Origin of the sequence: Vitiosangium sp. GDMCC 1.1324 (genome assembly GCF_003044305.1) — a bacterium.
Lineage (GTDB): Bacteria > Myxococcota > Myxococcia > Myxococcales > Myxococcaceae > Archangium.
In genome coordinates, this window is record NZ_PZOX01000003.1 from 698,560 (window position 1) to 725,536 (window position 26,977).

Genomic DNA, 26,977 nt, shown 5'->3' on the forward strand with positions numbered 1-26,977 from the left:
TCCGATGGATGGCCAGACTGATGTCATCTCGGACGTGCTCGAGACGATGCGGTTCACCACGCTCATCTTCGGCCGCTTCGAGCTGGGAGCCCCCTGGGCCATCCGCGTGCCCAAGAAGGAGACATCCTCCTTCTACGTGTTGCCTCGAGGCAGCATGCGGCTCCGGGTCGAGGGAGTAGAGCAGCCCCTCCTCCTGTCAGCGGGGGACATCGTGCTGGTGCCGCATGGCTCGGCGCACGTGCTCGACGATGGCTCCCGGCGCACCCTCCCGGCGCGGGACGTCATCTCCTCGGAGCAACTGCGTGGTCACCTGTCCGCGCCCCTCCGATTCGGTGGAGACGGTCCGGTGAGCACACTCGTCTCCGGCTGCTTCCGCTTCAGCGCGGGCGTGCACAGTCCCCTGCTCAGCGCGTTCCCGCCCGTGATCCACATCCCCGCGCACGATCTGCGGGCCACGCCCTGGCTCGCCGCGACGGTGCAGCTCATCACCGCGGAGAGCTCGGCCCCGGGGCAAGGCAGTGCCATCATCCTGGGGCGGCTCGCCGATGTCCTGCTCGTCCAGGCACTCCGCATGGGAACGGCGGCCACCGGCTCCAAGGGAGCGGGACTGCGGGCCCTGGCGGATCCATCCATCGGCGCCGCGCTCGGGCTGATGCATGGGAGGCTGAAAGAGCCCTGGACAGTGGAGGGCCTGGCGGCCGCGGTGGGCATGTCACGCTCGGGGTTCGCCGCACGGTTCCACGAGCTCGTGGGAGAGCCCCCGCTGCAGTACCTCGCCGGCTGGAGGATGACGAAGGCGGCGCAGTGGCTGCTCGAGACGAACGACAGCATTCCCCAGGTCGCGGACCGGGTGGGCTATGAGAGCGCCGCGGCGTTCAACAAGGCGTTCAAGCGATGGCATGGCACCGGACCGGGAGGGTACCGGCGAGCACAACAGCCCCCACCATCGGGGCGCGCATCAACGCCCGATGGTGGGTAGCGCGACTGCATGGCGGGACCTGGCGGACTACTGAGCCGCCTTGGGGTCCATCCAGAAGACCTCCCAGTGGTGGCCGTCGAGGTCGTAGAAGCTCCAGCCGTACATGAAGCCGTGATCCTGCGGCTCCATGGCGTGCTTGCCACCGGCGCCGATGGCCTTCTTGACCATCTCATCCACTTCGGCCCTGCTGCCGCACGACAACGCGAACAGCCCTTCGGTCTGCCGGGTCGTATCGCACAGCTCGCGCCGGGTGAACTTCTTGAAGTGGGGCTCGGTGAGGAGCATCACATAGGCCTGCTCGCTGATGATCATGCAGGCCGCATTCTCGTCCGTGAACTTGGGATTGAACTCGAAGCCGAGCGTCGAGAAGAACGCCTTCGACTTCTTCAGGTCACGCACGGCCAGGTTGAGGAAGAGCATCCGGGAACGCGTGTCTGCCATGGGTCTCTCCTTGAAGTGGGGAGTGGGTTGATACTCCATCGGCTCCGCGAGGGGCTGAAATCATCGCTCGTGCGGTCCACAACCCCGCTTCATTCGTGGCCTGGACCGGAAGGACGGCGCGAAGCTGTTCATCGCACAACCAAAGCCCCTCCCGGAGGAATGTCACCGCGCGCCGTGCCCTGAAGCGGGACCCGTGAACCTTGTGGATTTGGTTTCATCTGTTACTATCTGGGCCCGCCATGGACATGATCCGCCACCACTCAGGCTTTGGGAACGAGCACGCATCGGAGGCGATCGCCGGTGCGCTTCCAGTCGGCCAGAACACGCCGCAGCGCGTCGCGTTCGACCTCTACGCCGAACAGCTCTCGGGCACGGCGTTCACCGCGCCGCGCAGTGAGAACCGGCGGACGTGGCTCTATCGGCTGCGGCCGAGCGCGGCCCACCCGCCGTACCGGCAAACGGACGCACGCAGGCTGAGCAGTGGGCCGTTCAACGAAGTCCCCCCGTCGCCCAACCGGCTGCGCTGGAATCCACAGCCGCTGCCGACGGAGCCGACCACGTTCATCGAGGGGCTGTTCACACTGGGCGGCAATGGTTCCCCGGCCATGGGCGCGGGCGTGGGGGTGCACATCTACGTCGCGAACGCGTCGATGGTCGATACCGCGTTCTTCAACGCCGATGGAGAACTCCTCATCGTCCCCCAGTCCGGAGCGCTCCGGATCGTGACCGAGTTGGGCGTGCTGGAGGTTCCGCCCGGGCATATCGCACTCGTCCCGCGCGGCATGCGCATGCGCGTGGAACTGCCGGACGGGCCCGTGCGTGGCTACGTCTGCGAGAACTACGGCGCACCGTTCCGGCTCCCCGAGCTGGGACCCATTGGTGCCAATGGCCTCGCGAACCCGCGGGACTTCATTGCGCCGGCGGCGAGCTACGAGGACATCGAGCGGCCGACGCGCATCGTGCAGAAGTTCCAGGGCAACCTCTGGGAGACGACGCTCGGCCACTCGCCGTTCGACGTCGTCGCGTGGCACGGCACGTACGTCCCGTACACGTATGACCTCGCGCGGTTCAACACCATCAACACGGTGAGCTTCGATCACCCGGACCCGTCCATCTTCACGGTGCTGACGTCGCCGAGCGAGACACCGGGGACCGCGAACTGCGACTTCGTGATCTTCCCGCCCCGATGGATGGTCGCGGAGCACACGTTCCGGCCGCCGTGGTTCCATCGCAACGTGATGAGCGAGCTGATGGGACTGGTCCACGGCGTCTACGACGCCAAGGCGGACCAGTTCGTGCCGGGAGGAGCGTCGCTCCACAATTGCATGAGCGCCCATGGTCCCGACCGGAAGACCTACGAGGCGGCGGTCGCCGCGGACCTCGCGCCGCGGAAGCTCGACAACACGCTCGCGTTCATGTTCGAGACCCGCTGGGTCATCGCGCCGACGCGCGCGGCGATGGAGAGCCCCACGCTGCAGCCGGATTACGACGCCTGCTGGGCCGATCTCCGCAAGGCCCAGGTGCCCTCGAAGGGAGGAACCAGGCAGTGAAGCTCGCATCCCTGAACGTGGGACGGGATGGCCGCCTCGTTGTCGTGTCGAAGGACCTCTCGCGGCAGGCCGACGCGTCGGCCGTCGCCCCGACCCTGCAGGCGGCGCTCGACAACTGGGAGCACTGCGCGCCGCTATTGCGCTCACTCTCGGAGCGGATGGAGCGGGGTCAGCTCGCGGGAGAGCCCTTCGACCCCGCGCGGTGTGCGGCACCGTTGCCTCGCGCCTATCAGTGGGCGGACGGCTCGGCGTACGTGAACCACGTCGAGCTGGTTCGCAAGGCGCGCAAGGCGGAGCTGCCCGCGACGTTCTGGACCGACCCGTTGATGTACCAGGGCGGCTCGGACGGATTCCTCGGCCCGCGCCAGCCCATTCCGCTCGCCGATGAAGCGTGGGGCTGCGACATGGAGGGCGAGGTCGTGGTCGTGACGCGCGACGTGCCCCTGGGGGCCACGCGCGAACAGGCGCTCGGGGCGATCGTGCTGGTCGGGCTCGTCAACGACGTGTCGTTGCGGAACCTGATTCCGGATGAGCTGGCGAAGGGCTTCGGGTTCTTCCAGTCCAAGCCCGCCTCAGCGTTCTCGCCGGTGTTCGTCACGCCCGACGAGCTGGGCACCGCGTGGCGAGACGGCAAGCTGCACCGCCGCCTCGAGGTCTTCCTCGACGGCCAGCCGTTCGGGCGCGCGGACGCGGGTGTCGACATGACGTTCGACTTCGGCACGCTGGTCGCTCACGCGGCCAAGACGCGCACGCTGTGCGCGGGGACGCTCATCGGCTCTGGCACGGTGTCCAACCGTGGCCCCGACGGGGGGCCTGGAAAGGCCGTGAGCGAGGGCGGCGCGGGCTACTCGTGCATCGCGGAGCTGCGCATGGTCGAGACCCTCCAGAGCGGCGCTCCCAGGACGCCGTTCCTGAAGCGTGGCAACCGGGTGCGCATCGAGATGAGGGACGAGGCCGGCACGATCTTCGGGGCCATCGACCAGGTGGTCGGAGACGAAAGCGGCACACCCGCGCCGCGCGCGTGAGATTCCAGACGAGCACCGCTGCCCGGAGCCAGCTTGCCGGAAGGCATGGGCGTACGAGGACACACGATGAATGCGTGGAGTTCCGTTGCAGCAGCCACGGCAGTGGGCGCATCCACCTGGTGGGCATCGAGGCGTATCTGGAGGAGGCCACCGCCGCTTTCAGACGCGGAGCGCGAGCGGCACACCGCTCCGGGCGGCAGGTCCGCAGGAGCGCGGATCGCCAGACTCCAGGAAGGCGCGCCCTTGACCTATTGGGAGTTCGGGGACCCGGGCGGCGTGCCGCTCATCGCGCTTCACGGGATGGGCGCGTCTGGACTCATGTTCTCGGCGCATGACGGATTCTTCCGGGCACGAGGACTGCGCTGCATCGCGCCCAACCTCATCGGAGGCCTCGCGGATCCTCCGCCGTCATCTCGGCTTGTCGACCTCGCGGCGACCGTGATTCGCCTCGCGGATCACCTTCGCATCGAGAAGTTCCAGCTGATCGCGATCAGCTACGGCACGCTGGTGGCGCTGGGCGTCATGGCCCTGGCACCGAACCGGGTCGAGCGTGCCGGACTGTTCGGGCCGCTGCTTCCAGGCAGTTGGATGGCCGGGCACCCCGAGGTCGCGAAGGGTGCTCGTCCGAATGATGCGGCGCTGTGGTCGACCGCGCGGCGCTTCCCGGCCCTGCTGTACCCGATGACGGCGCTGTTCGGGCTGTACCCGACCGCGACGAAGATCCGCAGCTTCGTGGACGCGCACCTCTCGGCCGAGGAGCGAGCGATGCTCCAGCCCGGGCATCCCTTCCACACCTATTTCGCGACGCTCCTCGAGGAGTGCGGACAGCGCGGCTACTGGTATATGGCGCTCGGTTCGGAGCTGGCATGGGGCCGTGAGCCCGGCTTCTCGCTCGAACAGGTGGATGAGGGCGGCGTCCCGCTCTTCCTCGAGACCGGTGACCACGACAACGTGCATCTGCCGGCAATGGCGGAGTACCTGCACCACCATGTGCGCCACTCGTCCGTGAACCTCGTCGCCGGCCAGGGGCGCTTTGGCGGGATGGGCCTCATGCTGGAAGCCGGTATCAATCGCTTCCTGGCGACGCGGGCGACGCACGCCCCGGTATAGCGGGCCAGCCCGGGGCACGGTGCATGCCGGCCCTGGCGGGGCGGTAGGGTTTTGCTGGGCAGAGAACTTTCGCCGCGCTCGCCCGTTCCCAGGAAACGCCCATCTCCTTTCAGGGAACACGCATGCTCATCAACCTTGCCCCACGGGCCCTCGTGGCGCTGCTCGCCATGGGTCTGGCAGTTCCTGTCACCGTCCAGCAGGTCCTCGGCGCCAAGGCGGACACCCCCTCGCTCGGAGGGCCGAACCGCTATCTGACGTTCGTCAGCACGGACAAGCCGCTGTACCGGCCCGGCGAGCAAGTGCTGGCACGCGGCCTGATGCTTGAGGCCATCCGCCACACGCCGAGCCCCCAGGTGCAGCAGGCGCAGATCGAGATCCGCGGTCCGAAGGGGGACGTGGTGACCTCGGCGAGCGTGCAGACACAGGACTCGGTCTGGGGCTACACATGGACGGTGCCCGCCGAGCAGCCGGGTGGCGAGTACACGCTCAAGGTCTCCTACCCCTGGTCGGGAGAGGCACCGGCGGAGCGGAAGTTCGACGTGAGGGCCTACCGGGCACCGCGGCTCAAGTCGCAGATCGAGTTCCTCCGCGACGGCTATGGCCCGGGGGACACGGTCACCGCCACGCTGGACGTGAAGCGCGCGGAGGGCGGCGTGCCCACGGGCGCGAAGGTCACCGCCACCGCGGTGGTGGATGGAGCCACGGCGGCGCAGGTGGCGGGCACGGTCAACGACAAGGGGCTGTGCACGGTCAGCTTCAAGCTGCCGGCGCGCATGGCTCGCGGCGAAGGCTCGCTGGCCTTCGCCATCGAGGACGGCGGCGTGGTGGAGACGGCGGCGAAGACGATCCCCATCCTGCTGCAGACGCTGGACCTGGCGCTGTATCCGGAGGCGGGCGAACTGGTGGCGGGCCTGCCCTCGCGCGTCTATTTCGAGGCAAAGACGCCCGCGCAGAAGCCCGCGGACCTGGTGGGCGCGATCATCGATCAGGCCACGGGCCAGACGGTGGCGACGGTGCGCTCCGAGCACGAGGGGCGCGGCCGCTTCGAACTCACTCCGAGGGCGGGCGCGAAGTACGCGCTGCGCATCGACGAGCCATCGGGCATCCAGAAAACGTTCCCGTTGCCCGAGGTGAAGGCCCAGGGTGCCGTGCTGCGCGCGAGCGAGGACGTGGTGCCCGCGGGCAGGCCCGTCACGCTTTCGGTGGGGCTCTCGGGCCCGAGCAGGGCGAGGCTGACGCTGAGCAAGCGCGAGGTGGAGGTGGCCTCGGCGGAGGTGGGCTCCGGGGACAAGGTGACGCTGGATCCGAAGGATGCGGACGGCGTGCTGGTCGCCACGGTGTGGGATCCGCAGGGACGTCCGCTCGCGGAGCGGCTGGTGTTCCGCCAGCCGGCGAAGGCGCTCAACGTGGAGGTGCAGCTGGACAAGAAGAGCTACGTGCCGGGAGATACGGTGCAGCTCACCGCCCGGACGACGCGGGACGGCAAGCCGGTCTCCGCGCTGGTGATGCTCACCGTGACGGATGACTCGGTGCTCGAGCTGATTGAGAAGCGGGACCAGGCGCCCCAGCTGCCGGTGATGGTGCTGCTGGAGCCCGAGGTGAAGGAGCTGGCCGACGCACAGGTCTACCTGGACGAGAAGAACCCGAAGGCGAAGCTGGCGGTGGATCTGCTGCTGGGCACGCAGGGCTGGCGGCGATTCTCGCTCGCGGACCCGGTGAGCTTCGTGGCGCAGCATGGAGACCCGGCCCGCCGGGTGTTCGCGGTGCGCGTGCCCGTGGCCCGGCCCCGGTTCGAGGAGATGGAGGACATGCCCATGGCCGTGGACGAAAGAGCGGACTTCGGCCCGCCCGCGGAGGCGCCACGGCCGATGCCGAAGAAGGGGATGGCCGTCCCAGCCGCACCGCCCATGGCCGTGGCGCGGCCCGCGCCTCGAGGCGGGATGCCGCCACCAGCGCAGGCTCCGGCGCTCCCCGCCGGTCAGGCCGTCCCCCTCGACAGGCCCGCGCCCCAGGCCGGCGCGAAGATGGCCGAAGCGTCGCGCAAGGCGGAGCGGGCGAAGCGGGACATGGATCTGCTCGCCGCCGATGAGGTGCTCGCGAAGCGGGCGCCCTACCAGCAGCCGATGGTCTACATCCGCGAGTACGCGCACACGGTGCGGCCCGGCCGCAAGGCGGGAGACCGGCTGGACTTCTCGGAGACGCTCTTCTGGAACGCGGGCGTCCGCACCTCTCCGCAGACGGGAGAGGCCAAGGTCTCGTTCGGGCTGAATGACTCGGTCACCTCGTTCAAGGCCTTCGCGGGGACGGTGGGGGATGACGGCGCGCTCGGCGCGGCGGTGGCGTCGATCGAGTCGGTGCAGCCCTTCTATGTGGAGCCGAAGATCCCGCTCGAGGTCACCTCGGGAGATGTCATCCAGCTCCCGGTGGCGCTGGTGAACGGCACGTCGGCGGCGCTGAAGGCGGGGGTCAAGCTCGACTTCAAGGGAGACATGCGGGTGGCCTCGCTGGGCACGGTGGACCTGGCGGCCAGGGAGCGCGCCCGGCGCATCGTGGAGATGAAGATCGGCCAGGAGTCCAAGCCCATCGACCTGCAACTGACGGCGCGCGCGGGGGAATACGCGGACACGGTGACGCGCACGGTGACGATCAAGCCGAATGGGTTCCCGATCCGAGCCTCGTTCGGCGGGACGGTCTCGGCGCAGAAGCCGGCGTCGCACACGGTGACGCTGCCGGCGAACGTGGTGCGCGGGAGCGTGAAGACCTCGGTGGTGGTGTACCCGAGCCCGCTGGCGAACATGACCGAGTCGCTGGCCCGGCTGATCCAGGAGCCCTCCGGCTGCTTCGAGCAGACGAGCTCGACGACGTACCCGATGACGATGGCGCAGCAGTACTTCCAGTCGCACAGCGGGGTGGATCCGAAGCTGGTGGCCGCGGCGAGGGAGAAACTGGAGACGGGCTACAAGCGGCTGGTGGGCTTCGAGTGCTCGGAGAAGGGCTACGAGTGGTTCGGCGAGAACCCGGGCCACGAGGCACTGACGGCGTTCGGACTGCTGCACTTCACGGAGATGAAGCAGGTGCGAGACGTGGACGCGGCGATGCTGGAGCGCACGCGGGCGTGGCTGTTGAGGCAGCGGGACGGCAAGGGAGGCTTCGAGCGCAAGCGCCGCGCGCTGCACACGTGGATCGAGGACAAGGACACCTCGGACGCGTACATCACGTGGGCGCTGCTGGAGAGCGCGTCTCGGCCGGCGGAGCTGGCGCGCGAGCTGTCGAAGGAGGTGGCCTCGCTGAAGGCGGCGGCGGCGAAGAGCCAGAACAGCTATGTGCTGGCGCTGGCGGCGAACGTGATGTCGCTGGCGGGGGATGGAGCGGAGGCTCGAAAGCTGATGGAGCGGCTGGCAGCGAAGCAGAGCAAGGAGGGCGTGGTGGGGGGTAGCACGCAGTCCATCGTCGGCAGCATGGGCGAGACGCTGGACATCGAGACCACGGCGCTGGCGGTGCTGGCGTGGCTGCGGGAGCCGTCCTACGCGGGGAACGTGGAGCGCTCGATGAAGTACCTGGCGAGCTCGTGCGAGGGGGGCCGCTACGGCTCGACGCAGAGCACGGTGCTCGCGCTGCGAGCGATCGTGGCCTACGACAAGGCGCGGGCGGCGAAGCGGGCGGGAGGCGAGGTGCGGGTGTACGTGAACGGCCAGCCGGTGGGCAACGCGGTGAAGTACGAGGCCTCGGCGCAGGAGGCCATCAAGCTGCCGGACGTCTCCGAGCTGCTCACGCCGGGCGAGCGGAAGATCGAGCTGCGGATGGAGGGAGGCGCGGAGCTGCCGTACTCGATCGAGGTCACCTACAACGCGCTGGTGCCGGCCAGCTCGCCGGAGACGCGGGTCGCGCTGGAGGTGGCGCTGGCGAAGACGGACCTCACCGAGGGCGAGCCCACGGAGGCCCGGGTGCTGGTGTCGAACAAGACGGACGAGAAGCTGCCAACGGCGGTGGCCATCTTCGGCGTGCCAGGAGGGCTCGAGGTGCGGCACGACCAGCTGAAGGAGCTGGTGAAGAAGAAGACGGTGGACGCCTACGAGGTGATCGGACGGGACGTGGTGCTGTACTGGCGAGGGCTGGAGCCGAGGAAGAAGCTCGACGTGCCGGTGTCGCTGATCGCTGCGGTGCCTGGGACGTACACGGGCCCGGCGAGCCGCGCGTACCTGTACTACGCGGACGAGCACAAGGCGTGGATCAACGGAGTGAAGGTGTCCATCGTCCCGAAACAGTAGGAGCGGGGCGACAGCGTCGAGCGGCAACGGTGTTCAGGCGGGTCGTCAGATTCCGTAGACCCCCAGATGTGTCGGAAACGCGGGAAGCTGCCCTCTGTGTCAGGATGGCCAACAGCGCCTAAACTGATACAGGGGGCAGCCGTCTGCGCGAGCCTCTCCGCTCCATGCTTGGGTGCATTGGTGACCAAGAAGGGGGCGAAGTGAACCCCGGCCAGCGGCGCTGACTCTCCGACTGTTCCACATGGCCGGAACGGGTGTTCCACTTCGCCCGGAACGAGTGTTCCACTTCGCCGGAATACGCACTCAGCGGAAGTCCGCGAGACTCCAGGGCTTTCGAATCGTCGGGGAGACAGGATTTGAACCTCGACCCCTTGGTCCCGAACCAAGGCCGGAGAACGTCCAGGGATTACCAGTGGTTCACAACCCTCCTTAAATACTCGGTTTTCTGAAGCCGGACCTGTCCAGCCGTCCCATCCAGTACGCGAGGGCACCAGGGACTTTGCTGCTACCTTGCTGCTGCTCCCTGCCCCGCTGCCGCCCGTGTTCAATAGACCTGGATGGCAGTTAACCGTCCGAGAACATACGGGGGCATGCACCGCGGGGCCAACCCGTGTCAGGCCAGGAGCATCGCACTACAGCGGCTCAGTCCCAAAGCTTCCGCCAGGCGTCCGCCGAGAAGGAGATCCTCCCGCCCTTGCGCGCAACAGACGGTACGTGGAGGTAGTCGCGCTCCGTCTCCAGCCTCTTGCGTTCGGCAAGCCGCACCAGCGCGAGCCCTTCCACCGAAAGGTTGCCCTCGGTGGACAGCTCTTCCTCCATGAGCGCGCCGCCCGCATCCAGTTCTGCCAATTGGTCGCTGCGCTCGGAGAGGAACAGCGCGAGCGACTCATTGAAGGCCTCGGCGTTGCTGCCAAGGAGCGCCCTGCAGACGGGCAGCCGCGAGTCATCCGAACCCTGGAGGGCGGCCTCGTATCGCTCAAGCATTTCTTCGCCAGCGCGGGGTAGAGCGTCGAGGAAGAACTGATGCATCAGCAACTCGGTGAAGAGGAAGTCCTCCTCGTACTCCTCGCCCTGGGCCCAGGAGTGACGCGAGCGACGGGCTATGACTCCGGCTCCCTCGAAGTCCCCTGCGGCCACCGCGTCGAAAAAGGGCAGCGCCTTGCTGGTCAGAACTGCTTTCACGTCCGCGTAGCCGAGGAAGTACGCATAGGCCCGGCCACTGTGATGGAGCATCTGGCGAAACACCTTCGGGGAACTGCCCAGGAAGAGCGCCCCGATGCCCGCCGTGCGGAAGTTCTGGCAGAACGTGAGGATGGTCTGGAAATCGGCTCGGCCCGCCACCACGCCCGGCAACAGTTCCTCGTTGTCCTCAAGGGCATTCTGGACGAAGACCGGCAGGAACTCGGACGTCATTTCAAGCCTCCTTGCGCAGGAACGGCGAGTGCGCCACCCCTTCGAGCGATTGGACAGCCACGCAGCCGACGATTCCATCCTCGGAGCTGGAGACCACGAGCGCCAGCCCCGAGCGCGCGTGCCCCCACGCAAGCTCGTAGGTGGCCAAGCACAGCCCCAGGGCTCCACTGGCAGCTCCCGTATCGCCCACAGACGAGGCCACCGTGTGCACACGGGGATCTGCCAGTTGGGGGCGTAACCTCGTCAGGGCTCCGCCCCAGTGCCGGGCCCTCCAGGGCTCCCCGTTGAGGTCTATGTGAAAATCCCCGTCGAAGGGCAAGGGTACCGAGGAGCGCTGAAGGGCCTCCCGGACGCACTCAGCCAGGGCGATGCCGGAGAAGTGGCGGCGTCCCGGCTCAGGCAGCGCCTCCTGGCCGGCCACCGCGGCGGTGATGCGCGCGAAGGGCACGACCCCGCGGCGGCGCGCCTCCGCCTCGCGCTCCAACAGGAAGCACACGGCCGCCTCACCCGGCATCAGCCCAACTGGCTGAGCCTCTGTCTTCAGCCGCCGTTCTTGCGCAAGACGTCGCAGGGACACTGGGGTGAGGTATGAGTCCACGGCCACGACGAGCAGCCGCTCCAGAGTGCCTGAAGCAAGCGCCCGCAGCCCGCGCTCCAGCGCCACCGCCACCCCTGAGTGCCCCACCGCCACCACATCCATCAGGTGCTCGGGCACAGCCAACTCGAGCCCCTCTCGGAGGGGCTGGAGGGTCAAGTCGGTGAGCGGGCCGACCTCCTCCGCGTCCGTCGGCAGCAGGTCCCCCGGAACGGGAAGGACGCCAACCAGGCCCGTCCGTGCCCAGAACCGGGAGTCCTCGGCCCGCGGAGCCCCAGGTGCCGCCAGCAGGTCCTCCATGCCGCCCTGTGCCAGGCGCAGCCAGCGCCCCACAAGATTGAACCCCTCCGTGTAGCCCTTGAGCGGGTGGCCTACTAGGCCCACCTCCTCCTGCGTCTCCTCGTCCACGACACGGAAGTAGCCCAGCTTCCGGGGTCGGCCGATACGCGCCCGGATGGCGGCGCAGGCCGCGAGTGCGCTGCGCCCCACGGATGTCACCGCGCCCATTCCCGTGATGACCGCTGTCATGTGCTCATGAACCGTGCAAAGGGTCCTGCCTGGAACCGAGTTGCGGCCCGGGCCGCCGCATGGAGCGAATCGCGCTGCTCCCAGGTCCAGGCACGAGGCTCCACTTGGACGGCACCTCGCGTTCTCACGGCCAACTCCCACGCCAGGCCCGGGCGTCGGCGCGCGGGAGCCTCCTCCAGCGCAGCGAGCAGGGACTCCAGGGACCACGGCCTTCCGAGCAGGTAGCGGCCCCCAGCGGAGAGGTGTGGCCGTGTGGCCTTCCACCAGCCCTCGATGACTTCGAAACGAACCGTTCCCTTCAGCGCCACTGGACCTGGCAGCACCGCTCCATCATCGGGCTCGGCTTCCACCGACGCGTCATCCTCGGCCTCATCCTCGGAAGGCGCCAGCAGCTTCTCCAAGGACAGCCCGCTCACGAGAGCCAGGGGCTCGGCTGCAGCGGGGTCACCCTCGCGCATCAACGACAAGAGCAACTCGATTGCCGCCAGCCTCCCGCTGAGTCCCAGCGCCCAGAGTCCCTCCGCACGCAGGTCCGGCCGGGCGAGTAGCCCACCAAGCAGCGGGACCACTGCAACCTCTCCGCCTGCAGCCAGCGCCAGGAGTGCTTGGCGCGGCAGAGGCTCCGCCTCGATGACTCGGCGGCAGCGCAGCCACGCCTCGCGGTGGCCGACGATACACCCGGTCGCGATGGCCGCATCCCGTGCCGCAGGGTGCCCGTGCGCGAGGCCCCGTCCCACCAAATCCAGGGCGGTGGCGCGGTCAGTGAAGCGCGCTGCCCGGAGCGCCGCCGCCAGGAGTGCGGGCTCACTGGTGGTACGCACGGAAGCAAGGAGCCCTCCCGCGTCCGCGCGGCGGAGCGCTAGCGTTTCCAGCACCAGAGCCTGCACGGGCGTATCAAACATCGGAAAGCCCTCTCGCAGCGCGACCTCCACCGCCGCCCGAGGGCTCAGCGCGACCCCCCCGAGCAAGGCGGCGGGCTGCTCCGTCTCGCGGAGCGCGGCGAGTACGGCCTCGGTCCAATCCCGGGCCTCCGACGCCAACAGGGCGAAGACCGCTACGGCCACCTCTCCAGCTTGGCTCTCTCTTAGTGCAGGCACCAGCAACCGCTCCGCAGCCCGCGGACCTGCGTGCAGCAGTCCCTCCAGGTGCGCCACCAACCGGTGCTCATCGCCCTCCGCGATATCAGCCAGCAACTGGTCCGGCGCCCGTAGCGAGCGCTCGCGCTGTATCCAAAGGAAGGCCGCCTCCTGAAAGTGCTCCTCTACGACGTCCCAGAGCACGGAGCGGGGGACTTCCGAGAGCGGGTTGCTGGGGGAAGACGCAGGAGACACCGTCCGCTCACTTGCCGCCGCTGAGCGGCAACTCCGCCCAGAAGATGTTGCTGAAGTTCCGAGCCTTGAACTCGCGCGCCAACTCCAGTCCGAGGACGTAGGTCGACGGGGCCCGGTCGATACGGAAGAACTGCGGCGCATCCTTCATCTTCTTGCGGTCGAGCACCGTCTTGTCGATGCCGATGATTTCATCCGGATCCTCATCATCCCATTCGATGATGCTCTCCTTGAAATCCAGGCAGTCGAAGGTGCCAATGGGGTTGATGATGAAATAGTCCCGGCTGTGGACGCGCTTACGGTGGTCGTAGAGGGTGAACGGCAGGTACTCGATCTCATTCTTGCAATGCTTCTCGATAGCATCCTTGAAGTCGCGCGAGCCCACGATCATGTTGCAAGTGGTTCCCAGGAGCGGTGACAGCTTGATGCCCGGGTTCTCCTTGTTCATGAAGATTTTGGCGTCCTTCGGGTAGTCCTTGCCGAAGCGTTCACCTTTGGCCGCACGCCAGGACAGTGGCTCGATCCCATCGACGAAATTGTCGAGAAAACAGAGGCTGTCGTCATCTGGATCACCCAAACAACTTAGTTTGAAGAAGCGCATATCTTTCGTCGGTTGACCATTCCGAGCCCCCTGGCGTGAACGCTCAGACATCGTCGTAGTTGGCCTTTGTCTCGGGTGGATCGTTCTTGAAATCAGAGGCCTTCATATCGTCGATGGCCTGACTCCGCCCCTTGGTTTTCATCTTCTCACCCGCCTCGACGATTTTCGGATACAGATCCTTGGAGATCTTCTCGATCCGCTTCCGGCATTTCTTGTATTTCGGCAGCTTACCCTTGCATTCCTCCACCTTCTCCTTGAGTGGATTGAAGACGTCCTTGAGCAGTGCCAGAACATGCTTGCTATAGCCCTTGTGGGAACGGGTCGTCCGAGTCTTCCGGTGGCGGGGAAGGCCTAGGGCCAGGGAGACCTTCTTGTCCATGGGCAGGATGATCATGTTGCGCTTGTCGTTGAGGTTGTATCCCTCCCCCATCAATCCACCGCGCACCATCAGGATGATCGTTCCCGCGAGCTTGTGCCCCTCACCTACATAGCGAATGGCATTGCGCAGCTCACTGTTGGGCACAATGTGGTGGGCCTCGTGCCAGTAGGGTGTGCTGGCGTTGGTCCGGAAGTTCTTCATCGTCGTCTTCTTCCGGTTCTTGAACTCGTATTCGAGGTCCCACTCCCCCTGCTTGGGCGGATGGGTCTTCTGCGCGATGAACCAGAAGGTCTCCATGAAGAAGTGTCTCTTCTTGCGGACCTCCACGCTGAGGGACTGGTAGGCGGGCCAGTTGTACAGCCCTTTGTCAGACAGAGCACGCTGGTAGCCCTGCCACTGGTGGCTGCACGGATCATTCTCCTTGAACGGCTGGTGACGATTGAGACAGCCCTTGCCCCCCTCGGAGAAGTGCTTCCCCGGCAGGTACTTGATGTCCCACGTGTGCTGATCCGACATGCGGACCTCGCTCCATTCGCCTTCAGTTGATCTGAACCTTGCTGCCCTTGATGCGCTGCACCTCATCCGCCTCAGTGCGGATGTTGACTCCGCGCAGCACCACCTGGCCGTCCCGGCGCAGTGTCAGCGTCGCCTTGCCGCACCGGAGCACCACCTCGTCGCGCCCCTCGATGACCACCTGCCTCCCGTCCACCCGGGCCACCTTCGGCACATCCTCCAAGGAGCGCTCGAGCACCGCATCGATCAGGGGCGTGCTGCTCTGCACCTGGAGCAGCCCCACCAGCAAAGGCAGGGACGGGTCGCCGTTCTCGAACAGCAGGATAGCGCCCTGCCTCTGGGCGGCGGCGCGCGCGAGCGTCTCCGCGTCCAGCGACAACGAGGCCCGGGCAGGCAGGGGGCCAACGCGGTTACCTGGGAAGTCCACCAGCACCGCCCCATCAGGCGCAGTGCCCACCACCTGGCCCACCCTCGGCTCCACGATACGCTCCTGAGTCACTGGTAGCGCCGACTTGCGTCCTGGATCCGCGAAATCCATGAATCCTCCCTGGCCTGCATCCGTGACCCAACTAGCGCTTCTCGCCACAGCAGTCGCATTCATCCTGGGCCGTCTTGCCCAATGCAATGACGGGCGGCTGCATGACCGGTGTGGGTGGCGTGTTCATATCGTTGTGGAGCATCAGATCGAGCGCCCGTGCGACGTGCTTGCCTTCGATCATCACATCGAACGAGTAATTGACGAACTCCGCCTTACCCTTGGTCTTCCCAGAGGCCACCCCGCCGCCGGCCGTGCCCGCCTCGTCGCCCGTGCTGGTGCTGAAGTTCGAGTCCTCCAGGCACAAGGGCTTGCCGTCCGCCGTCACCTTCTTGCTGCCCTTGGCCGTGTCGGACGACTTCGCAACGTTGGGGTAAGGAATCGGGACGGGGCCTCCGGGACTAGGCGTCTTGCAAACATCGGGGAAGGCCACGGTGATGCCGTTGCTATCCTCCTTCACAACCGACAGTTTGTTGACACCCACTGTATTCGGCATTGTTCACCCCGGCGGGAGCCTGCTCGAAGCCATACTCTAGCATCTCTGGTATCCCCCAGAGGACGGCACCCAGCACCCGCCGGATATCGCCCTGCACAAGCGGGCCCTCGGACGTGCCGGTCTGGTAGAGGGCTACCGCCACGCCTGCCGGCGCAAGGGGTGCGGCTACGAGGAGCGGCAGGCCCACGCGGTACCGAGCGCCTGCCCCCGCTGCGGCATGAAGCTCTGGCCCCGGGCGCTCCCCCGCCCGCTCCGCTTCCACGACCTGCGGCACACGACCGCCACCCTGCTGCTCAAGGCGGGCGTCCCGCTGGCCACCGTGCAGCGCATCCTCCGGCATTCCGACCCGGCCATCACCACCGAGGTGTACGGCCACCTCGATCTGGACGACATGAGCAAGGGGCTCAACCAGCTCGCCTTCCAGGGCGCCACCGCCAGGACGACCGAGGCGCCGGAGCTGGCCGCGCTGGCCGCCGGAGGCGAGACCCCTCCGCTTGCTGCTGGTTTGCTGCTGGAGGGCTCCGGGGGAAAAACAAAAGCCCTGGAGTTTCAGCGGAAGTCCGCGAAACTCCAGGGCTTTTAATGGTCGGGGAGACAGGATTTGAACCTGCGACCCCTTGGTCCCGAACCAAGGCGAGGGAGCGTCCAGGGGTTATCAGCGGTTCACAACCCTTCGTAAATACTCGGGTTTCTGGAGCCGGGCGTGTCCAGCCGTCCCATCCGGTACGTGAGAGCACCGAGGATTTTGCTGCTATCTTGCTGCTGCGCTCTGCCCCGCTGCCCTCTGGGTCCGTTGAACCGGGCCGGCTGCTGACCGTCCGGGAAGTCGCGGAGCGGCTAGGAATATGTCGGGCCACGGTGTACCGATTGTGCGCTCAGGGCACATTGCCCCACATCCGCATCTCCAATGCGGTGCGTGTAGAGGTTGAAGCCTTGGAGAAATTCATCCAAGAAACTTCGTCGCCCAACCAACAGTAGGGCATTACCCGCCAACGCATCACTCTCTTCTTCGGCTCTCGATTGAGCGGCTACTCGACCAAGCTACTGGAGTGCCGCTAGGATAGAGCACCAACCTCATAACCCTTGAAGGACCCCTCGGTCCTCAAGTGAGGTCGGCTAAATAGTCACTTCAGCCGAATGGACTCCGTGAGTTGGTACACGTTCGTAGTCGGGTTGCGACCCGATTCCCCGTCGGCTGACGCATGCTCATCAAGGCGCTTCGCGCGCATGACGGCAGCGGGGTAACCCACCTTGAATAGCTCAAAGTCGACATGCTTGTCGTAGTCCGACACGAACCCAACGACCATCTTTTGTACATCATGGCGGTGCTGCATGCCCGGGTTCTCACGAAAATGCAGCAAAAGCCACAACTCGAAGCATGGATTTGATATCGCGAGTTTTATGCCGTTGGCGCTCGCCATCTGCTGCGCGTCGCTCAAGTTCGGGTGCTCGTCCACATCGAACACGCACCAAACCTCATCGTAGGCGATATTGTCGTCTTCGGCCTTGCTCGCTTCCTTTTCAGCTTGAACTTTGCGCTCTTTCGCAGCACGAACGAGGGTAAGAGGTACACCCCGCTCTTTCGCGATCTCCACGTCGACACGAGAATTCCTGCACCACTTTCGGAACGCGTCAATGTACTGTGGTTCCGTATTCTCGCCTTCGCAGAACACAAGAAGCCTAAGCTTCGGGTTCAAGCTCGGTGCACTACGACCGGGCCGCCGTTGACGATAGCGACGGTTGCTGGTCACAGTCTCATTCCTTCACTGGCGGAAGTTCGCCAAGAAACGGAATGGCCCCATACCGGCCCTGAAGATAGCCGCGTTCCAAGTTCTCTGCCTTCCTCGGTTTGTAATCCGTCAAGGGATAGATGCGTGACGCACCGTCGTGATCCTTTTCCGTAAGCCAGATCTGATCCCGGCGAAGTGGAGGATCGCCTAGCGTGGTGCCTAGGAGATTGGTGTCGTGAGTCGTGAAGAGGAGTTGGGCGTTTTTGGGATTCCGCTTTGGATCATTGAACTGTCGCACAATGTGCAACCCGAGCAGCGGGTGCAAGCTGGCTTCCAGTTCATCGACGACCAAGACACCACCAGTCCAAAGCGCATCCAAGACGGATGGAGCAAGCTTGAATAGTGTCAGGGTTCCGTTGGACTCCTCCTCCAATGGCAACCAAGCATCCTCATTTTCAGACTGATGCTGCACTAGAACCCGAACTCGCCTGTGTCTCCGGCCCCGAATCGACGATTGTTCCTCCTCTTCATTCACAATTTTCACATCGACGATCCCGACATCAGCCGCACGCAGCAATTCCCGGAAGGCTTCGAACTGAGTATTGGGCTGAATCGCTTCTGGAAATAGTGATGACTGAGCCGAGGCTGCGGCAGAACTGTTGAAGAAACGCGAGAGCCACATCTCTGGTGAATCAGTTATTAAGCGTCGGCGATTCGAAGTGGAGACATTGACCGCTTGAAGAGAGCGGAACCAACCGTACAGTGGCGTGAGTTGCTCGTGCCGGTGCTGGACCGCTGCTGAGAGGAACAAAGCATTCGGCCGCGTCACCTGCTCTACTACGCGATTTTCTCCGTGTAGGTGCTCGCCGAACTTAAACTCATCACCTTCTCGCTCGAACCAGACCTGCTTGCGTCCTTGCGGCCATGCGTACAGCCACTCCTCAATGAAGCGCTCATCATCCACCACGAAGCCGTACGCATACTGGACGTCATCTATAAGCAACGTCACTTCGTAAAACGACGGCTCAGAAGTCTTCGGTCCCCAAGCGAAAGGTTCCCTCGGAACGCCACCGTCAGGGGGCCAAATACGATGAGACAGGAGCACTGCATGTTGCATAAAGGCCAGCGCTGAAAGCACGTTGCTCTTACCGCTTGCGTTCGCTCCATAAAGCGCCGCAACCGGCAGCAGTCGCGCAGTGTGCCCCTCAACAGATCGAGGCCGTTGGTCATCGTCGCTGGCTACCCGACCAGCAGCCTCCATCGTAAGTACCTGCTCGTCCCGCACTGATCGGTGGTTCTCCATTCTGAATTCGACGAGCATGAAACTGCCTCCAATGTCCTCAAATAAGCCACGTGGGCGATTTTACGCAAGATTCCTGCGTGAATCGGGTCCAAAATCGGTTGCCGGCCCGTTCTCGTGACCGAACTTCCTGTCAAGAACGCCCTAACCTCCCGCCTCGCTTCATGCGCTGGCCAATAGTCATCTACCTCGTTCAGTAGCCAGCGCACAGAACGCATGGTGGCCCTCTTGCCCGCCGGGCAGCTTCATCCACCAAAAGCAACTTCACTGATTCAAGCCAGGAGGCGGCGAGTGGTCCCCTCCCACGTGTCCTGCCAACCATCGGAAACGTCACGCTGTCGAGGGTCACGCCCCCCGGTTCCAGCCTCTCCCGCCCACAGCTTGAGCGTAAAGGTGCTCCGGGCCTCATTCTTCACTGCGTTCATCTCCACGGTAAGCTCCGGCATGCCCTGGTGGGATGGGCTCCAGGGACCGCACACCGTCAGCCCCATCAGCGCCTCGCGCTTGGAGCCCACCAGGGCCAACCCCGTGGACGTCCAGGGCACCGTTCCCGGATTGAACAGCTCCACCTTCACTGCCACTCGTCCTCGCCCCTCGGGTCCGACGGCTTGGTAGCTGATAACCTTCTGCGCAATGAGCGAGTCTCCCGGACATTGGATAACCTCCTTGAGTCGCCGGGCAGTGACACCCTCTTCACCCAGAGTCACCCGTTCTCGATGAGGCTCGTGAGTCCCACCTGTCTGCTGCGCTCTGCCTGAAGACGCGCCTTCTCCTTCCGGCACGGCTGGGCCTCGGCTCGCGCCTGCTGCTCGCTCTGCCAGAGGGACGCCGCGGTACGCTTGCGGCGTGACCCATCCACCTGGCGCTCCGCCTGAGATGGGTGGGCCATCAGCACGAAGGCGGCGCGACCACGGAGAGCGCCTCCTGGAATCTCGGAGCACGCGGAAGTTGGCCGGGAACACGCCTCGGTCGGGGCGGGCAGTGAGGAAGAGGTCGGAGAAGCCACCATGACCGAGGAACTTCCACCAGCTCCGGCGCGGCCCGGACAGCGCCGTGAGCTTGGCCCGTTAAAACCCGGGTGCTCCTCGGCATAAGGATCTTGGCGGTCATCCCCGCTGACGTCCTGGCTGCTCAGCCAGTGCGTCTTCATCCAATCCACCCGAGGAGGAATCCAGATGGAACACGTCAGCCTCTCCGCCGAGCTGGGGGAAATTCGTTACGCCATCGAGGGCGCCCACTGGATCGCGGACAGCGTCGCCATGGGCGCGGTGCCCGACCCGGAGCGGGTGCACAGCGCGCCCGTCATCATCAGCGCCATCCTGCTGCTGGTTGAGACCAGGCTGCATCAGCTCGGCCGTGTGCTCCGAGGAGAGGAGAACCCGGCGCACCTGTTGACGCCGCACAACGTCACCGCCGGGGAGAACGCGGACAGGGATGACGTGGTTCTGCGGCCTTGGGACTGGAGCGCCGCGCCGAGGCCGTCTCCGTCCGAGAAGAAGGAGACCGAGCAGCCCCGTCCAGTAGCGGGAACCGAGTCCCCCCGTCCGTCTGAGGAGAGCCCTCCCGCCCAGCCCGGCACGCAGGGGGCGCAACCGCCCCCCACCGGGGAGCCGGACTGATCGGCTGCGGCCTATCTCGTGCCTGGAGTACCAGGGGAAGGGAGGTGAAGACGATGCTGGGTGCCGTGAAGAAGCTGGCCGCCTCACCAATCACCCTCCGGGTGGCAGCAGCCATTTTGATCGGGCTGGCAGAGCACCTGCGCGAGGTGACGCGGCACGGGCGGTGAAGATGCCCGGAGTTGAAGCACGGTCCCCGTCGCACCAACACCAGCGATGATGCTCCCGGTCTTGGCCGGGTGGTGTGGCGGGGGCCGGTTCGTCTCCACGGGCTCCGATCCCGGTGGCACCAACTCCGGTGCAGTTCCATCGCCGGAGGTCCCCGGTCACTTCTCCCGGTGGTCCTCCAGATTTTTAAGTATCAGGGGTGCCCTACCCCCTCGTGCGCGAGGAGCTGGAGGGCGAACACTGGGTACGGCCATCAGTAACCCCTGGGCGAAGATCGCCAGGGACCGCGTACCGGGGAGCAGCCCGCTGGAGAGTCCCCCCGAAAAAATCTTGAGAGCCCCCACCCCCCCAGGGGCGCAAAGAAGACCAGGGGGCTTACAGGTGGACCTGCGGCAAGGGAACCCCAGTCCCCCCATCCCCGGGGGTGCTCACCCAGGTTGGATAGGGCTAGCGATTAGCGAGTCAGGGCGGAGAGGGCCCGGGAGAGGCGTCAAAACGAACCGGAGGGCGTCACTTCACGAGCCGCAGGCGCACGCGTAGCTCCTTGGCTTCGGCCGGGTTCTGGGCCTTCGTGGCGGCCACCTGGGCGCGGAGCTGGTCGAGGAGCCCGAGCTGCCGCTGCATGGCGGTCTCCAGCAGCTTGCGGTGGCGCTCCAGCTTCCGCAGGTCCGCGTCGTCCAGCAGCAGCACCTCGGCAGCCAGCCGCTCGCGTACCGGAGCCAGCGCCCCCTCGTCCTCGGCCAGCTTCGCGGAGAGGGCCCCCTTCAGCACCTTGGCCGCGTCTCCCAGGGCACGGTAGGCGTCCGGCAGCATGCGTCCATCCTTGGAGGTGTCCCGGGCATGACCGAGCGAGAAGACGAGGAGCTGGCTCACCATCATCGGCAGCTCCGGCACCTCGTGGACGATCTTCATGGTTCCATCCACGGCGGCCAGCAAGGCATCGGTCTGCGCCGCATCCTGCGGCGCTGGGCAGGCGTCCGCGATCTCCACGAAGGCGCTCACGGCCTGGAGTGCGCGGCGGGTGAGGACGAACCTCTCGAACTCGGGCGTCTTCTCCAGGGCATCTTCCAGGCTGGCGAGGGTTCGTCCGCTCTCCAGCTTGCTCAGCCGTTCCAGCTTCCAGGCCGTATCCCCGAGCTGCGCCACGATGACGGCCTCGGGCAGGGTAGCTGGCGCGAAGGTGACGAAGTACCCATCGAGATGGCGCTCGTACTCGTCTGCATCTTCCCCGGGCAGTAGTAGCTGCTTAGCACTCAACCCGTGCCGGAGGGCATTGAGCGAGGATGCAACCTTTCCCTCGGGCGTCTTCGGGCCCTTCGAGCGAGCCCCATTGATCGCGGCCTGCGCAGCCTGCACGGCGGTTCGGACGGTCTTCATGCTCGAATTCTGAAGGGGCCTCCACACCTGTGGGAACCAACTTCTTGGCGGAGAGGCTGGGCGTGACGAGCTTCTCGGTCATGAACGCCCCACGCTTCATCGCGCATCTCGCCTCGGATGCATCGGTCTTCGCCTACCTTGAAGAAGAGCAGGGACACGCCCGCCAGCATGTCTACGCGGTTGCAGCGGGCATGGAGCTGGGCCTCAAGATCTCCGAGGCATCCGAGCCCCTGCGGAACCTGCTGGAGTGGCTCGGCAAGAAGAACGACCTGCTCAGCCAGCGCAAGCAGTCTCTCTTCCAGGACACCAAGAGCAATTGGGTGTGGCGCTACATTCCAGGCACGCGCAGCTTGCTGCCCCCCGTGCTCATCGAGAGCTTCCGGCCCCTGCGCCAACTGGAACGGGTGGCCACCCTCTTTCTTGCACTCCAACGGCGTATCGGCCCCCTGCTCGAAGAGGCACGACAGAAGCCGGCTCTACGTGTCCTGCTCGAAGGAGCGGGTGCGGAGAGGAAGATGATGGCCGCCTTCGCGGACTTCACGGCGGAGATGCTGGGCATCGAATTGGCGCACCGGGAGATCGCCGCGCTCGCCATCCTCATCGGCTACGAGGAACCCACCTCGGATCAAGATGAAACCACCAGGCGGGTATGGAAGTGGACCAACGCGCGCCAAAACTCCAAGGATCTCCTGACGGCGCTGAGACAGCTCACGGGCCGGATGGCGACCTCCCCCACGGAAGCCACCACGGATACGGTGGACGCCATGAAGATCAGTGGCCCATCACCAGAGCCGCCACCTCCTCCTCCATCGGGCTCCACGTTCGGGGACTTGCAGAAATGAATCGCCATGGGGTGGAGATAACGGGGGGCAATGAGCCCTCTCATCTCCAGGGGTAGAGGAGGATGCCGGGTAACGACCCCTTCCATCTCTAGTAGAGACCAATCGCCCCATAACCCCCCGAGCCCTCTAGGATTTTTCTTCGACCGAGGCATCTCGACATTGCCACTCAGAGCCGGACGCCCAGGACAAGGCGCCCCGCGCACGAGGCGGCAAGATGCGACGGTCGAAGCGCGATCAAAACCCACCGAACATCACCCTCATCCAGGGGATCACGATGAGGGGGTGGGCGTGTTATTCGCCCCCTCATCACGGTTCCGGACACTCTGTTGAGCCCCTTGATGTCGTAATTTCGAGGGCTTGCAAGCCCGGAAGGGCTGGACGGTTCCAGCCCTCCGTCTGGCGAGCCGCGCCAGCCTCCTGCCGCGCCAAGTCCCTGAAATTGCTCGGGGGTGACGCATGAACGAGAAGGAGCTGGAGGCGCTTCTGGGCCTGCTCCTGTCCCGGACGCTTACCCCCCTCCGGCGTCGGCCCCGAGCGTATCCGCGCACCGTGCTGGTGGGCGCGAGCGTGAAGTGGGATGAGGAGCATAGCGTCCCGCTGCTGTTGCAGCTCGTCACCCTCGCGGGCGAGCACGTCCACGCCCAAGCCTTCGAGCTGCCCGGGGGACAGCTCACGGGCGAGCAGCTCATCGACTGCCTCCGGGAACTGCTCCGGCAGGCCGATGCCGTGCCGCCCGCCCGGCGCGGAATCCGGCAGGTGCATGTGGTGGTGCACGAGGCCAGCAGCCTCCTCGCCCTCTTTCCTTCCGCCGTGATCGAGGCGAGGGTGGAGCAGGTGGGCAAGGCCCACCACGGGCGACTGGAGCGCGTGAAGCGCGAGGAGGGCACCTGGGACGTGCGGCTGGTGGACCTCGCGGGCTATTTCCCGAAGATCCGCTTGGAGGAGATCGCTCGAACGGTGGGCCTTCCCCGCCTGGAGACGGACGGGCCGCACCTGACCGAGCTGAAACGAATGGATCCGGTGCGGCTGGTGGCCCACGCCACCCGGGACGCGGAAGTGACCCTGCGTGCCATGCTCGGCTTCCGTGCCAGTGTCCTGAACGAGTGGGGCATCGACATGCTCGGCAACCGCACCTTGCCATCCGTCGCCTCCTCCATCTTCCGCCTGCACTTCATCCGGAGCGGCCCCGCTCCGGTGAAGAAGCAGAAGGTGACGCGCAAGGTGAAGAAGGGCGCGATGTTCCGGGACGAGTCGCGCGTGGAGCAGGTCTTCAACGGCGACCCGAACGTGCGCAGCATGGCCTGCCGTGCCTACTGGGGCGCACCGTCGGAAGCGTTCCGGCGCGGCTTCCAGGTCGGCGCCTTCGCCGAGTACGACGCGGTATCCCTCTATCCCCACGCGGCGCTGCTCCAGCCGCTGCCCCACGCTGGGACACGGTGGATCCGCTTGGAGTCCCTCGCCCAGGTGGAGGAGCACGAGGGCTTTGGCATCTTCAACTTCATCTTCCCGGAAGACACGCGCTACCCGTGCCTGCCGGTCCATCGCCCGGGTGTGCACCGCCTGGCTTTCACGCTCCAGGGCACCACCTGCTGCACTCTGGCCGAGGTGCGACTGGCGCTGCGCTGGGGCGCGAAACTGGAGCTGGTGGAAGCCTACGGCTTCAAGCCGGGCCCGCGAGAGATCGACCACGACGTGGGTCGCTACATGCGGCACTTCCTCAAGCAGAAGGCGGCGGCGAGGAAGGGCACCCTGGAGTACGCCACGGCCAAGCTCTTCGCCAACGCCCTGCTGGGCAAGCTCGCCGAGCGGATTCGGAGCTCGGGACTGCTGGACTTCGAGCGCGAGGCCCAGCTCCACGGCTTCGGCCCGGGACTGGGAGCGGCCATCCACGGCTCGCCTTTGTTGCGCGCCTCGCTCAAGGGGCCGCCGGATGTGGGCAGTGCCTTCGCCCCGGAATGGGCCACGCTGGTGCTGGGCCGGGCTCGCGCCATCATGGCCGACATCACCGCGCGTGGGGCCCTCCTCGTCTCCACCGACGCCATCATCTGCCCCGAGGGGTTGAACCTGCGCTGCGAAGGGCTCGATGCGTTGGAGAGCGTTGGCAGCAGCATGCGCCTGGAGCACCAGGCCGATGCCGTCTTCATCGCCCGTGCTCGCCTGTACGCGCTGCTGCGGAGGGTGGAGAACGTTGGCCCCGGTGAGACGGTGTTGGGACAGGACGACACCTGGGCCGTGGTGCGTGTGGCCCGCCAGGGGACGAGCGAGTCGGAGAAGGACTTCGCGCAGACGTTACTGGCCTGCCTGCGCGAGGGGCGAGACGTGGCGCCGAAGCGCATCAGGACGCGGCGGCTGACGGCGGAGGCCGCCGTGCGTGAGCACAAGCCCATCCACTCCCTGGTGGAGGAGGAGATACGCACGGGCTTCTCGTGGGACGATAAGCGCCGGCTGCTCGACCGCGACAGCAATCTCTTCACGCGGAACACGGACACCGCGCCATACCGCTCCCTCGCGCGGCTGGAAGCGGGTGAGCGTCAACGCCGCATTCGAGAGGGAAACGCGCGCCCGAAGAAGTCCCGGGTGCCGGCCCACAAGGTGAAGAAGGCACTCGCCCTGTTGCACAGCGGCAAGAGCGTTCGTGAGGTGGCCAGGGAACTGGAACTGGCCCGCGCCACGGTCGGCGACATCAGGAAGCGCGCTGGCGTGGGTACCGTGCAGCCTGACGAAGGAGACGCCGATGCGTAATCCCCCCATGGACACGGACGACATGCAGCCGCAGGAGGCGCTCTGGGACGCGAATGACGTGGCTCGCTTCGTCAAAGCCTCGCGCTCGTGGGTGTACCAGCGGGCTCAGGCGGGCCAGCTTCCATGCGTGAAGATCGGCGGGCTGCTGCGCTTCGAGCCGGCAGCGATCCGGGCCTTCATTCGGAGCCAGGGCGCCAAGATCCGGTAGGCCAAGGTCATAAGACCTCTGAGGTCATCACCACGAGGAGGTCCGAATGGGTTCCATCTACCGCAAGAACGACAAGTGGTACGTCCGATTCAAGGACGGGCATGGACGGTGGCGCGACACCGCCACCCAGGCCACCACGAAGACGGAGGCGAAGTCCCTCCTGCATGACCTGGAGGTTCAATCCGACCGGCAGCGGCGCGGCCTGGAGCCCATGCCCGAGCACCGGAAGCAAGTCACCTTCGGGGAGGCCATGGACGTCTGGAAGACCGAGGTGGGCAGTCGGCTCCGCTCCACCACCATCATCGGCTTCGCGGAGAAGCACCTGCGCGATGAGCTGGGCCCCCTGCCCCTCAAGGACATTACGCCCTCGCGGCTGGAAACGCTGCTCAACGCGAAGGCCGGTGAGCTGGCCCCCAAGTCGCTCAACCACCTGCGCGCTCACGTCCACCGCATCTTCGAGCTGGCGATCCGGCGCGGTCTCTTCACCGGCCTCAACCCCGCCAAGACCGTCCCGCGCATCAAACAGCCGAAGAAGCTCCCGCAGTACCTCAAGGCCGAGGAGGTCCCGCTGATGCTCGCGGCCCTGGAGCGCCGCTGGCGGCCCCTGTTCGCCACGGCCGTCTACACCGGGATGCGCAAGGGCGAGTTGCTGGCGCTGCGCAAGTCGGACGTGGACCTCAAGACGGGCACCATCCGGGTGGGCCGCTCCCACGGGAGCGACACCACGAAGGGGAACCGGGAGGACCTGCTGCCCATCGCGGTGGGCCTGGTGCCCTACCTGCGCGAGGCCATGGCCACGTCTCCCTCGGAGCTTCTATTCCCTCGGGAAGATGGCACGCAGCACCGGCCGGACGTGGCCCTGCACAAGGTGCTACGCCGGGCCCTGGGGCGCGCGGGGCTGGTGGCGGGCTACAACCACGTCTGTCGGCGCAAGGCCTGCGGCTACAAGGCAAGGAGGAGTCACGGCGTGCCCGAGCCCTGCCCCCACTGCGGCATGAAGCTGTGGCCACGGGCGCTCCCTCGCCCGCTGCGATTCCACGACCTGCGGCACACCACGGCTACCCTGCTGCTCAAGGCAGGCGTCCCGCTGGCCACCGTGCAGCGCATCCTCCGCCACTCCGACCCGGCCATCACCACGGAGGTGTACGGCCACCTCGACGTGGAGGATATGCGCAAGGGCCTCGACCAGCTCGACTTCACGGCGTCCGAGCCGGCCCCGGCCGAGTAGCCCTC

At 66.1% G+C, this 26,977-nt stretch carries 26 protein-coding genes; 13 read left to right on the forward strand and 13 right to left on the reverse strand.

What is annotated here, in order from left to right; translation table 11 throughout:
- Positions 1 to 4: 4 nt before the first annotated feature.
- Positions 5 to 979 (forward strand): AraC family transcriptional regulator, encoded by a 975-nt coding sequence (locus DAT35_RS11435; RefSeq protein WP_233261413.1) that lies wholly within the window; start codon positions 5 to 7, stop codon positions 977 to 979.
- Positions 980 to 1,006: 27 nt separating this feature from the next.
- Here the strand turns inward: DAT35_RS11435 and DAT35_RS11440 are convergent, their stop codons facing one another.
- The gene (locus tag DAT35_RS11440; RefSeq protein WP_108066975.1) at positions 1,007 to 1,420 is read right to left on the reverse strand and encodes a VOC family protein; all 414 of its coding nucleotides are present in this window, start codon (positions 1,418 to 1,420) and stop codon (positions 1,007 to 1,009) included.
- A gap of 239 nt (positions 1,421 to 1,659) precedes the next feature.
- On the opposite strand from DAT35_RS11440, the gene hmgA reads away from it, so the two are divergent.
- The 4 genes from hmgA (at position 1,660) to DAT35_RS11460 (ending at position 9,373) form a co-directional block, all read left to right on the forward strand.
- Positions 1,660 to 2,970, forward strand: coding sequence for a homogentisate 1,2-dioxygenase (gene hmgA / locus DAT35_RS11445; RefSeq protein ID WP_108066976.1), 1,311 nt, complete (start codon positions 1,660 to 1,662; stop codon positions 2,968 to 2,970).
- A complete protein-coding gene (locus tag DAT35_RS11450; RefSeq protein WP_108066977.1) occupies positions 2,967 to 3,995 on the forward strand; it encodes a fumarylacetoacetate hydrolase family protein in 1,029 nt (342 codons plus the stop codon). Before hmgA ends, DAT35_RS11450 begins: the two co-directional genes overlap by 4 nt.
- A 243-nt stretch (positions 3,996 to 4,238) precedes the next feature.
- Positions 4,239 to 5,105, forward strand: a complete 867-nt coding sequence (locus tag DAT35_RS11455) for an alpha/beta fold hydrolase (RefSeq protein ID WP_158501647.1) — start codon at positions 4,239 to 4,241, stop codon at positions 5,103 to 5,105.
- A gap of 122 nt (positions 5,106 to 5,227) precedes the next feature.
- Positions 5,228 to 9,373, forward strand: a complete 4,146-nt coding sequence (locus DAT35_RS11460; protein ID WP_108066979.1) for an MG2 domain-containing protein — start codon at positions 5,228 to 5,230, stop codon at positions 9,371 to 9,373.
- Between the two features lie 642 nt (positions 9,374 to 10,015).
- Here DAT35_RS11460 and DAT35_RS11465 read toward each other — a convergent pair.
- From DAT35_RS11465 to DAT35_RS11490, 7 genes are all read right to left on the reverse strand, one after another.
- Positions 10,016 to 10,786, reverse strand: a complete 771-nt coding sequence (locus tag DAT35_RS11465) for an Imm49 family immunity protein (protein WP_158501648.1) — start codon at positions 10,784 to 10,786, stop codon at positions 10,016 to 10,018.
- A gap of 1 nt (position 10,787) precedes the next feature.
- A complete protein-coding gene (locus DAT35_RS11470) occupies positions 10,788 to 11,909 on the reverse strand; it encodes a hypothetical protein (protein ID WP_108066981.1) in 1,122 nt (373 codons plus the stop codon).
- A complete protein-coding gene (locus DAT35_RS11475; RefSeq protein ID WP_158501649.1) occupies positions 11,906 to 13,189 on the reverse strand; it encodes a TIGR02270 family protein in 1,284 nt (427 codons plus the stop codon). The genes DAT35_RS11470 and DAT35_RS11475 overlap by 4 nt, the downstream gene beginning before the upstream one ends.
- A gap of 58 nt (positions 13,190 to 13,247) precedes the next feature.
- A complete protein-coding gene (locus tag DAT35_RS58890; protein ID WP_158501650.1) occupies positions 13,248 to 13,814 on the reverse strand; it encodes an imm11 family protein in 567 nt (188 codons plus the stop codon).
- 67 nt (positions 13,815 to 13,881) lie between these two features.
- Complete coding sequence (locus tag DAT35_RS11480; protein ID WP_158501651.1) at positions 13,882 to 14,733, reverse strand: AHH domain-containing protein; 852 nt, start codon at positions 14,731 to 14,733, stop codon at positions 13,882 to 13,884.
- Between the two features lie 22 nt (positions 14,734 to 14,755).
- Entirely contained in the window at positions 14,756 to 15,268 is a 513-nt protein-coding gene (locus DAT35_RS11485; protein ID WP_233261414.1) for a DUF6484 domain-containing protein, read from the reverse strand.
- A gap of 31 nt (positions 15,269 to 15,299) precedes the next feature.
- Positions 15,300 to 15,761: a DUF4150 domain-containing protein gene (locus tag DAT35_RS11490; protein WP_108066984.1), complete on the reverse strand. Its 462-nt coding sequence runs from the start codon at positions 15,759 to 15,761 to the stop codon at positions 15,300 to 15,302.
- 217 nt (positions 15,762 to 15,978) lie between these two features.
- Between DAT35_RS11490 and DAT35_RS11495 the strand changes: the two genes are divergently transcribed.
- Entirely contained in the window at positions 15,979 to 16,344 is a 366-nt protein-coding gene (locus tag DAT35_RS11495; RefSeq protein ID WP_108066985.1) for a tyrosine-type recombinase/integrase, read from the forward strand.
- Entirely contained in the window at positions 16,344 to 16,739 is a 396-nt protein-coding gene (locus tag DAT35_RS62340; protein ID WP_108066986.1) for a helix-turn-helix domain-containing protein, read from the forward strand. The genes DAT35_RS11495 and DAT35_RS62340 overlap by 1 nt, the downstream gene beginning before the upstream one ends.
- 146 nt (positions 16,740 to 16,885) lie before the next feature.
- Here DAT35_RS62340 and DAT35_RS11505 read toward each other — a convergent pair whose 3' ends face one another.
- From DAT35_RS11505 to DAT35_RS61780, 4 genes are all read right to left on the reverse strand, one after another.
- Positions 16,886 to 17,512, reverse strand: coding sequence for an RloB family protein (locus DAT35_RS11505; RefSeq protein WP_108066987.1), 627 nt, complete (start codon positions 17,510 to 17,512; stop codon positions 16,886 to 16,888).
- Between the two features lie 4 nt (positions 17,513 to 17,516).
- Entirely contained in the window at positions 17,517 to 18,812 is a 1,296-nt protein-coding gene (locus DAT35_RS11510; protein ID WP_108066988.1) for an ATP/GTP-binding protein, read from the reverse strand.
- 251 nt (positions 18,813 to 19,063) lie between these two features.
- Positions 19,064 to 19,372 (reverse strand): hypothetical protein, encoded by a 309-nt coding sequence (locus DAT35_RS58900; protein WP_158501653.1) that lies wholly within the window; start codon positions 19,370 to 19,372, stop codon positions 19,064 to 19,066.
- Positions 19,373 to 19,494: 122 nt separating this feature from the next.
- Complete coding sequence (locus DAT35_RS61780; RefSeq protein ID WP_146209666.1) at positions 19,495 to 19,941, reverse strand: DUF2381 family protein; 447 nt, start codon at positions 19,939 to 19,941, stop codon at positions 19,495 to 19,497.
- 25 nt (positions 19,942 to 19,966) lie between these two features.
- Between DAT35_RS61780 and DAT35_RS11525 the strand changes: the two genes are divergently transcribed.
- Both DAT35_RS11525 and DAT35_RS61785 read left to right on the forward strand, forming a co-directional pair.
- Entirely contained in the window at positions 19,967 to 20,410 is a 444-nt protein-coding gene (locus tag DAT35_RS11525; RefSeq protein WP_108066990.1) for a hypothetical protein, read from the forward strand.
- A 44-nt stretch (positions 20,411 to 20,454) separates the two neighbouring features.
- A complete protein-coding gene (locus tag DAT35_RS61785) occupies positions 20,455 to 20,577 on the forward strand; it encodes a hypothetical protein (RefSeq protein ID WP_255415169.1) in 123 nt (40 codons plus the stop codon).
- Between the two features lie 508 nt (positions 20,578 to 21,085).
- On the opposite strand, the gene DAT35_RS11530 is transcribed toward DAT35_RS61785, so the two are convergent.
- Complete coding sequence (locus DAT35_RS11530) at positions 21,086 to 21,952, reverse strand: hypothetical protein (protein ID WP_108066991.1); 867 nt, start codon at positions 21,950 to 21,952, stop codon at positions 21,086 to 21,088.
- A 62-nt stretch (positions 21,953 to 22,014) separates the two neighbouring features.
- Between DAT35_RS11530 and DAT35_RS11535 the strand changes: the two genes are divergently transcribed.
- From DAT35_RS11535 to DAT35_RS11550, 4 genes are all read left to right on the forward strand, one after another.
- Positions 22,015 to 22,794, forward strand: a complete 780-nt coding sequence (locus tag DAT35_RS11535) for a hypothetical protein (RefSeq protein WP_146209667.1) — start codon at positions 22,015 to 22,017, stop codon at positions 22,792 to 22,794.
- Between the two features lie 456 nt (positions 22,795 to 23,250).
- The gene (locus tag DAT35_RS11540) at positions 23,251 to 25,536 is read left to right on the forward strand and encodes a DNA polymerase (RefSeq protein ID WP_108066993.1); all 2,286 of its coding nucleotides are present in this window, start codon (positions 23,251 to 23,253) and stop codon (positions 25,534 to 25,536) included.
- Positions 25,529 to 25,744, forward strand: a complete 216-nt coding sequence (locus DAT35_RS11545) for a helix-turn-helix domain-containing protein (protein ID WP_108066994.1) — start codon at positions 25,529 to 25,531, stop codon at positions 25,742 to 25,744. The genes DAT35_RS11540 and DAT35_RS11545 overlap by 8 nt, the downstream gene beginning before the upstream one ends.
- A gap of 46 nt (positions 25,745 to 25,790) precedes the next feature.
- The gene (locus DAT35_RS11550; RefSeq protein ID WP_108066995.1) at positions 25,791 to 26,972 is read left to right on the forward strand and encodes a site-specific integrase; all 1,182 of its coding nucleotides are present in this window, start codon (positions 25,791 to 25,793) and stop codon (positions 26,970 to 26,972) included.
- Positions 26,973 to 26,977 lie beyond the last annotated feature (5 nt).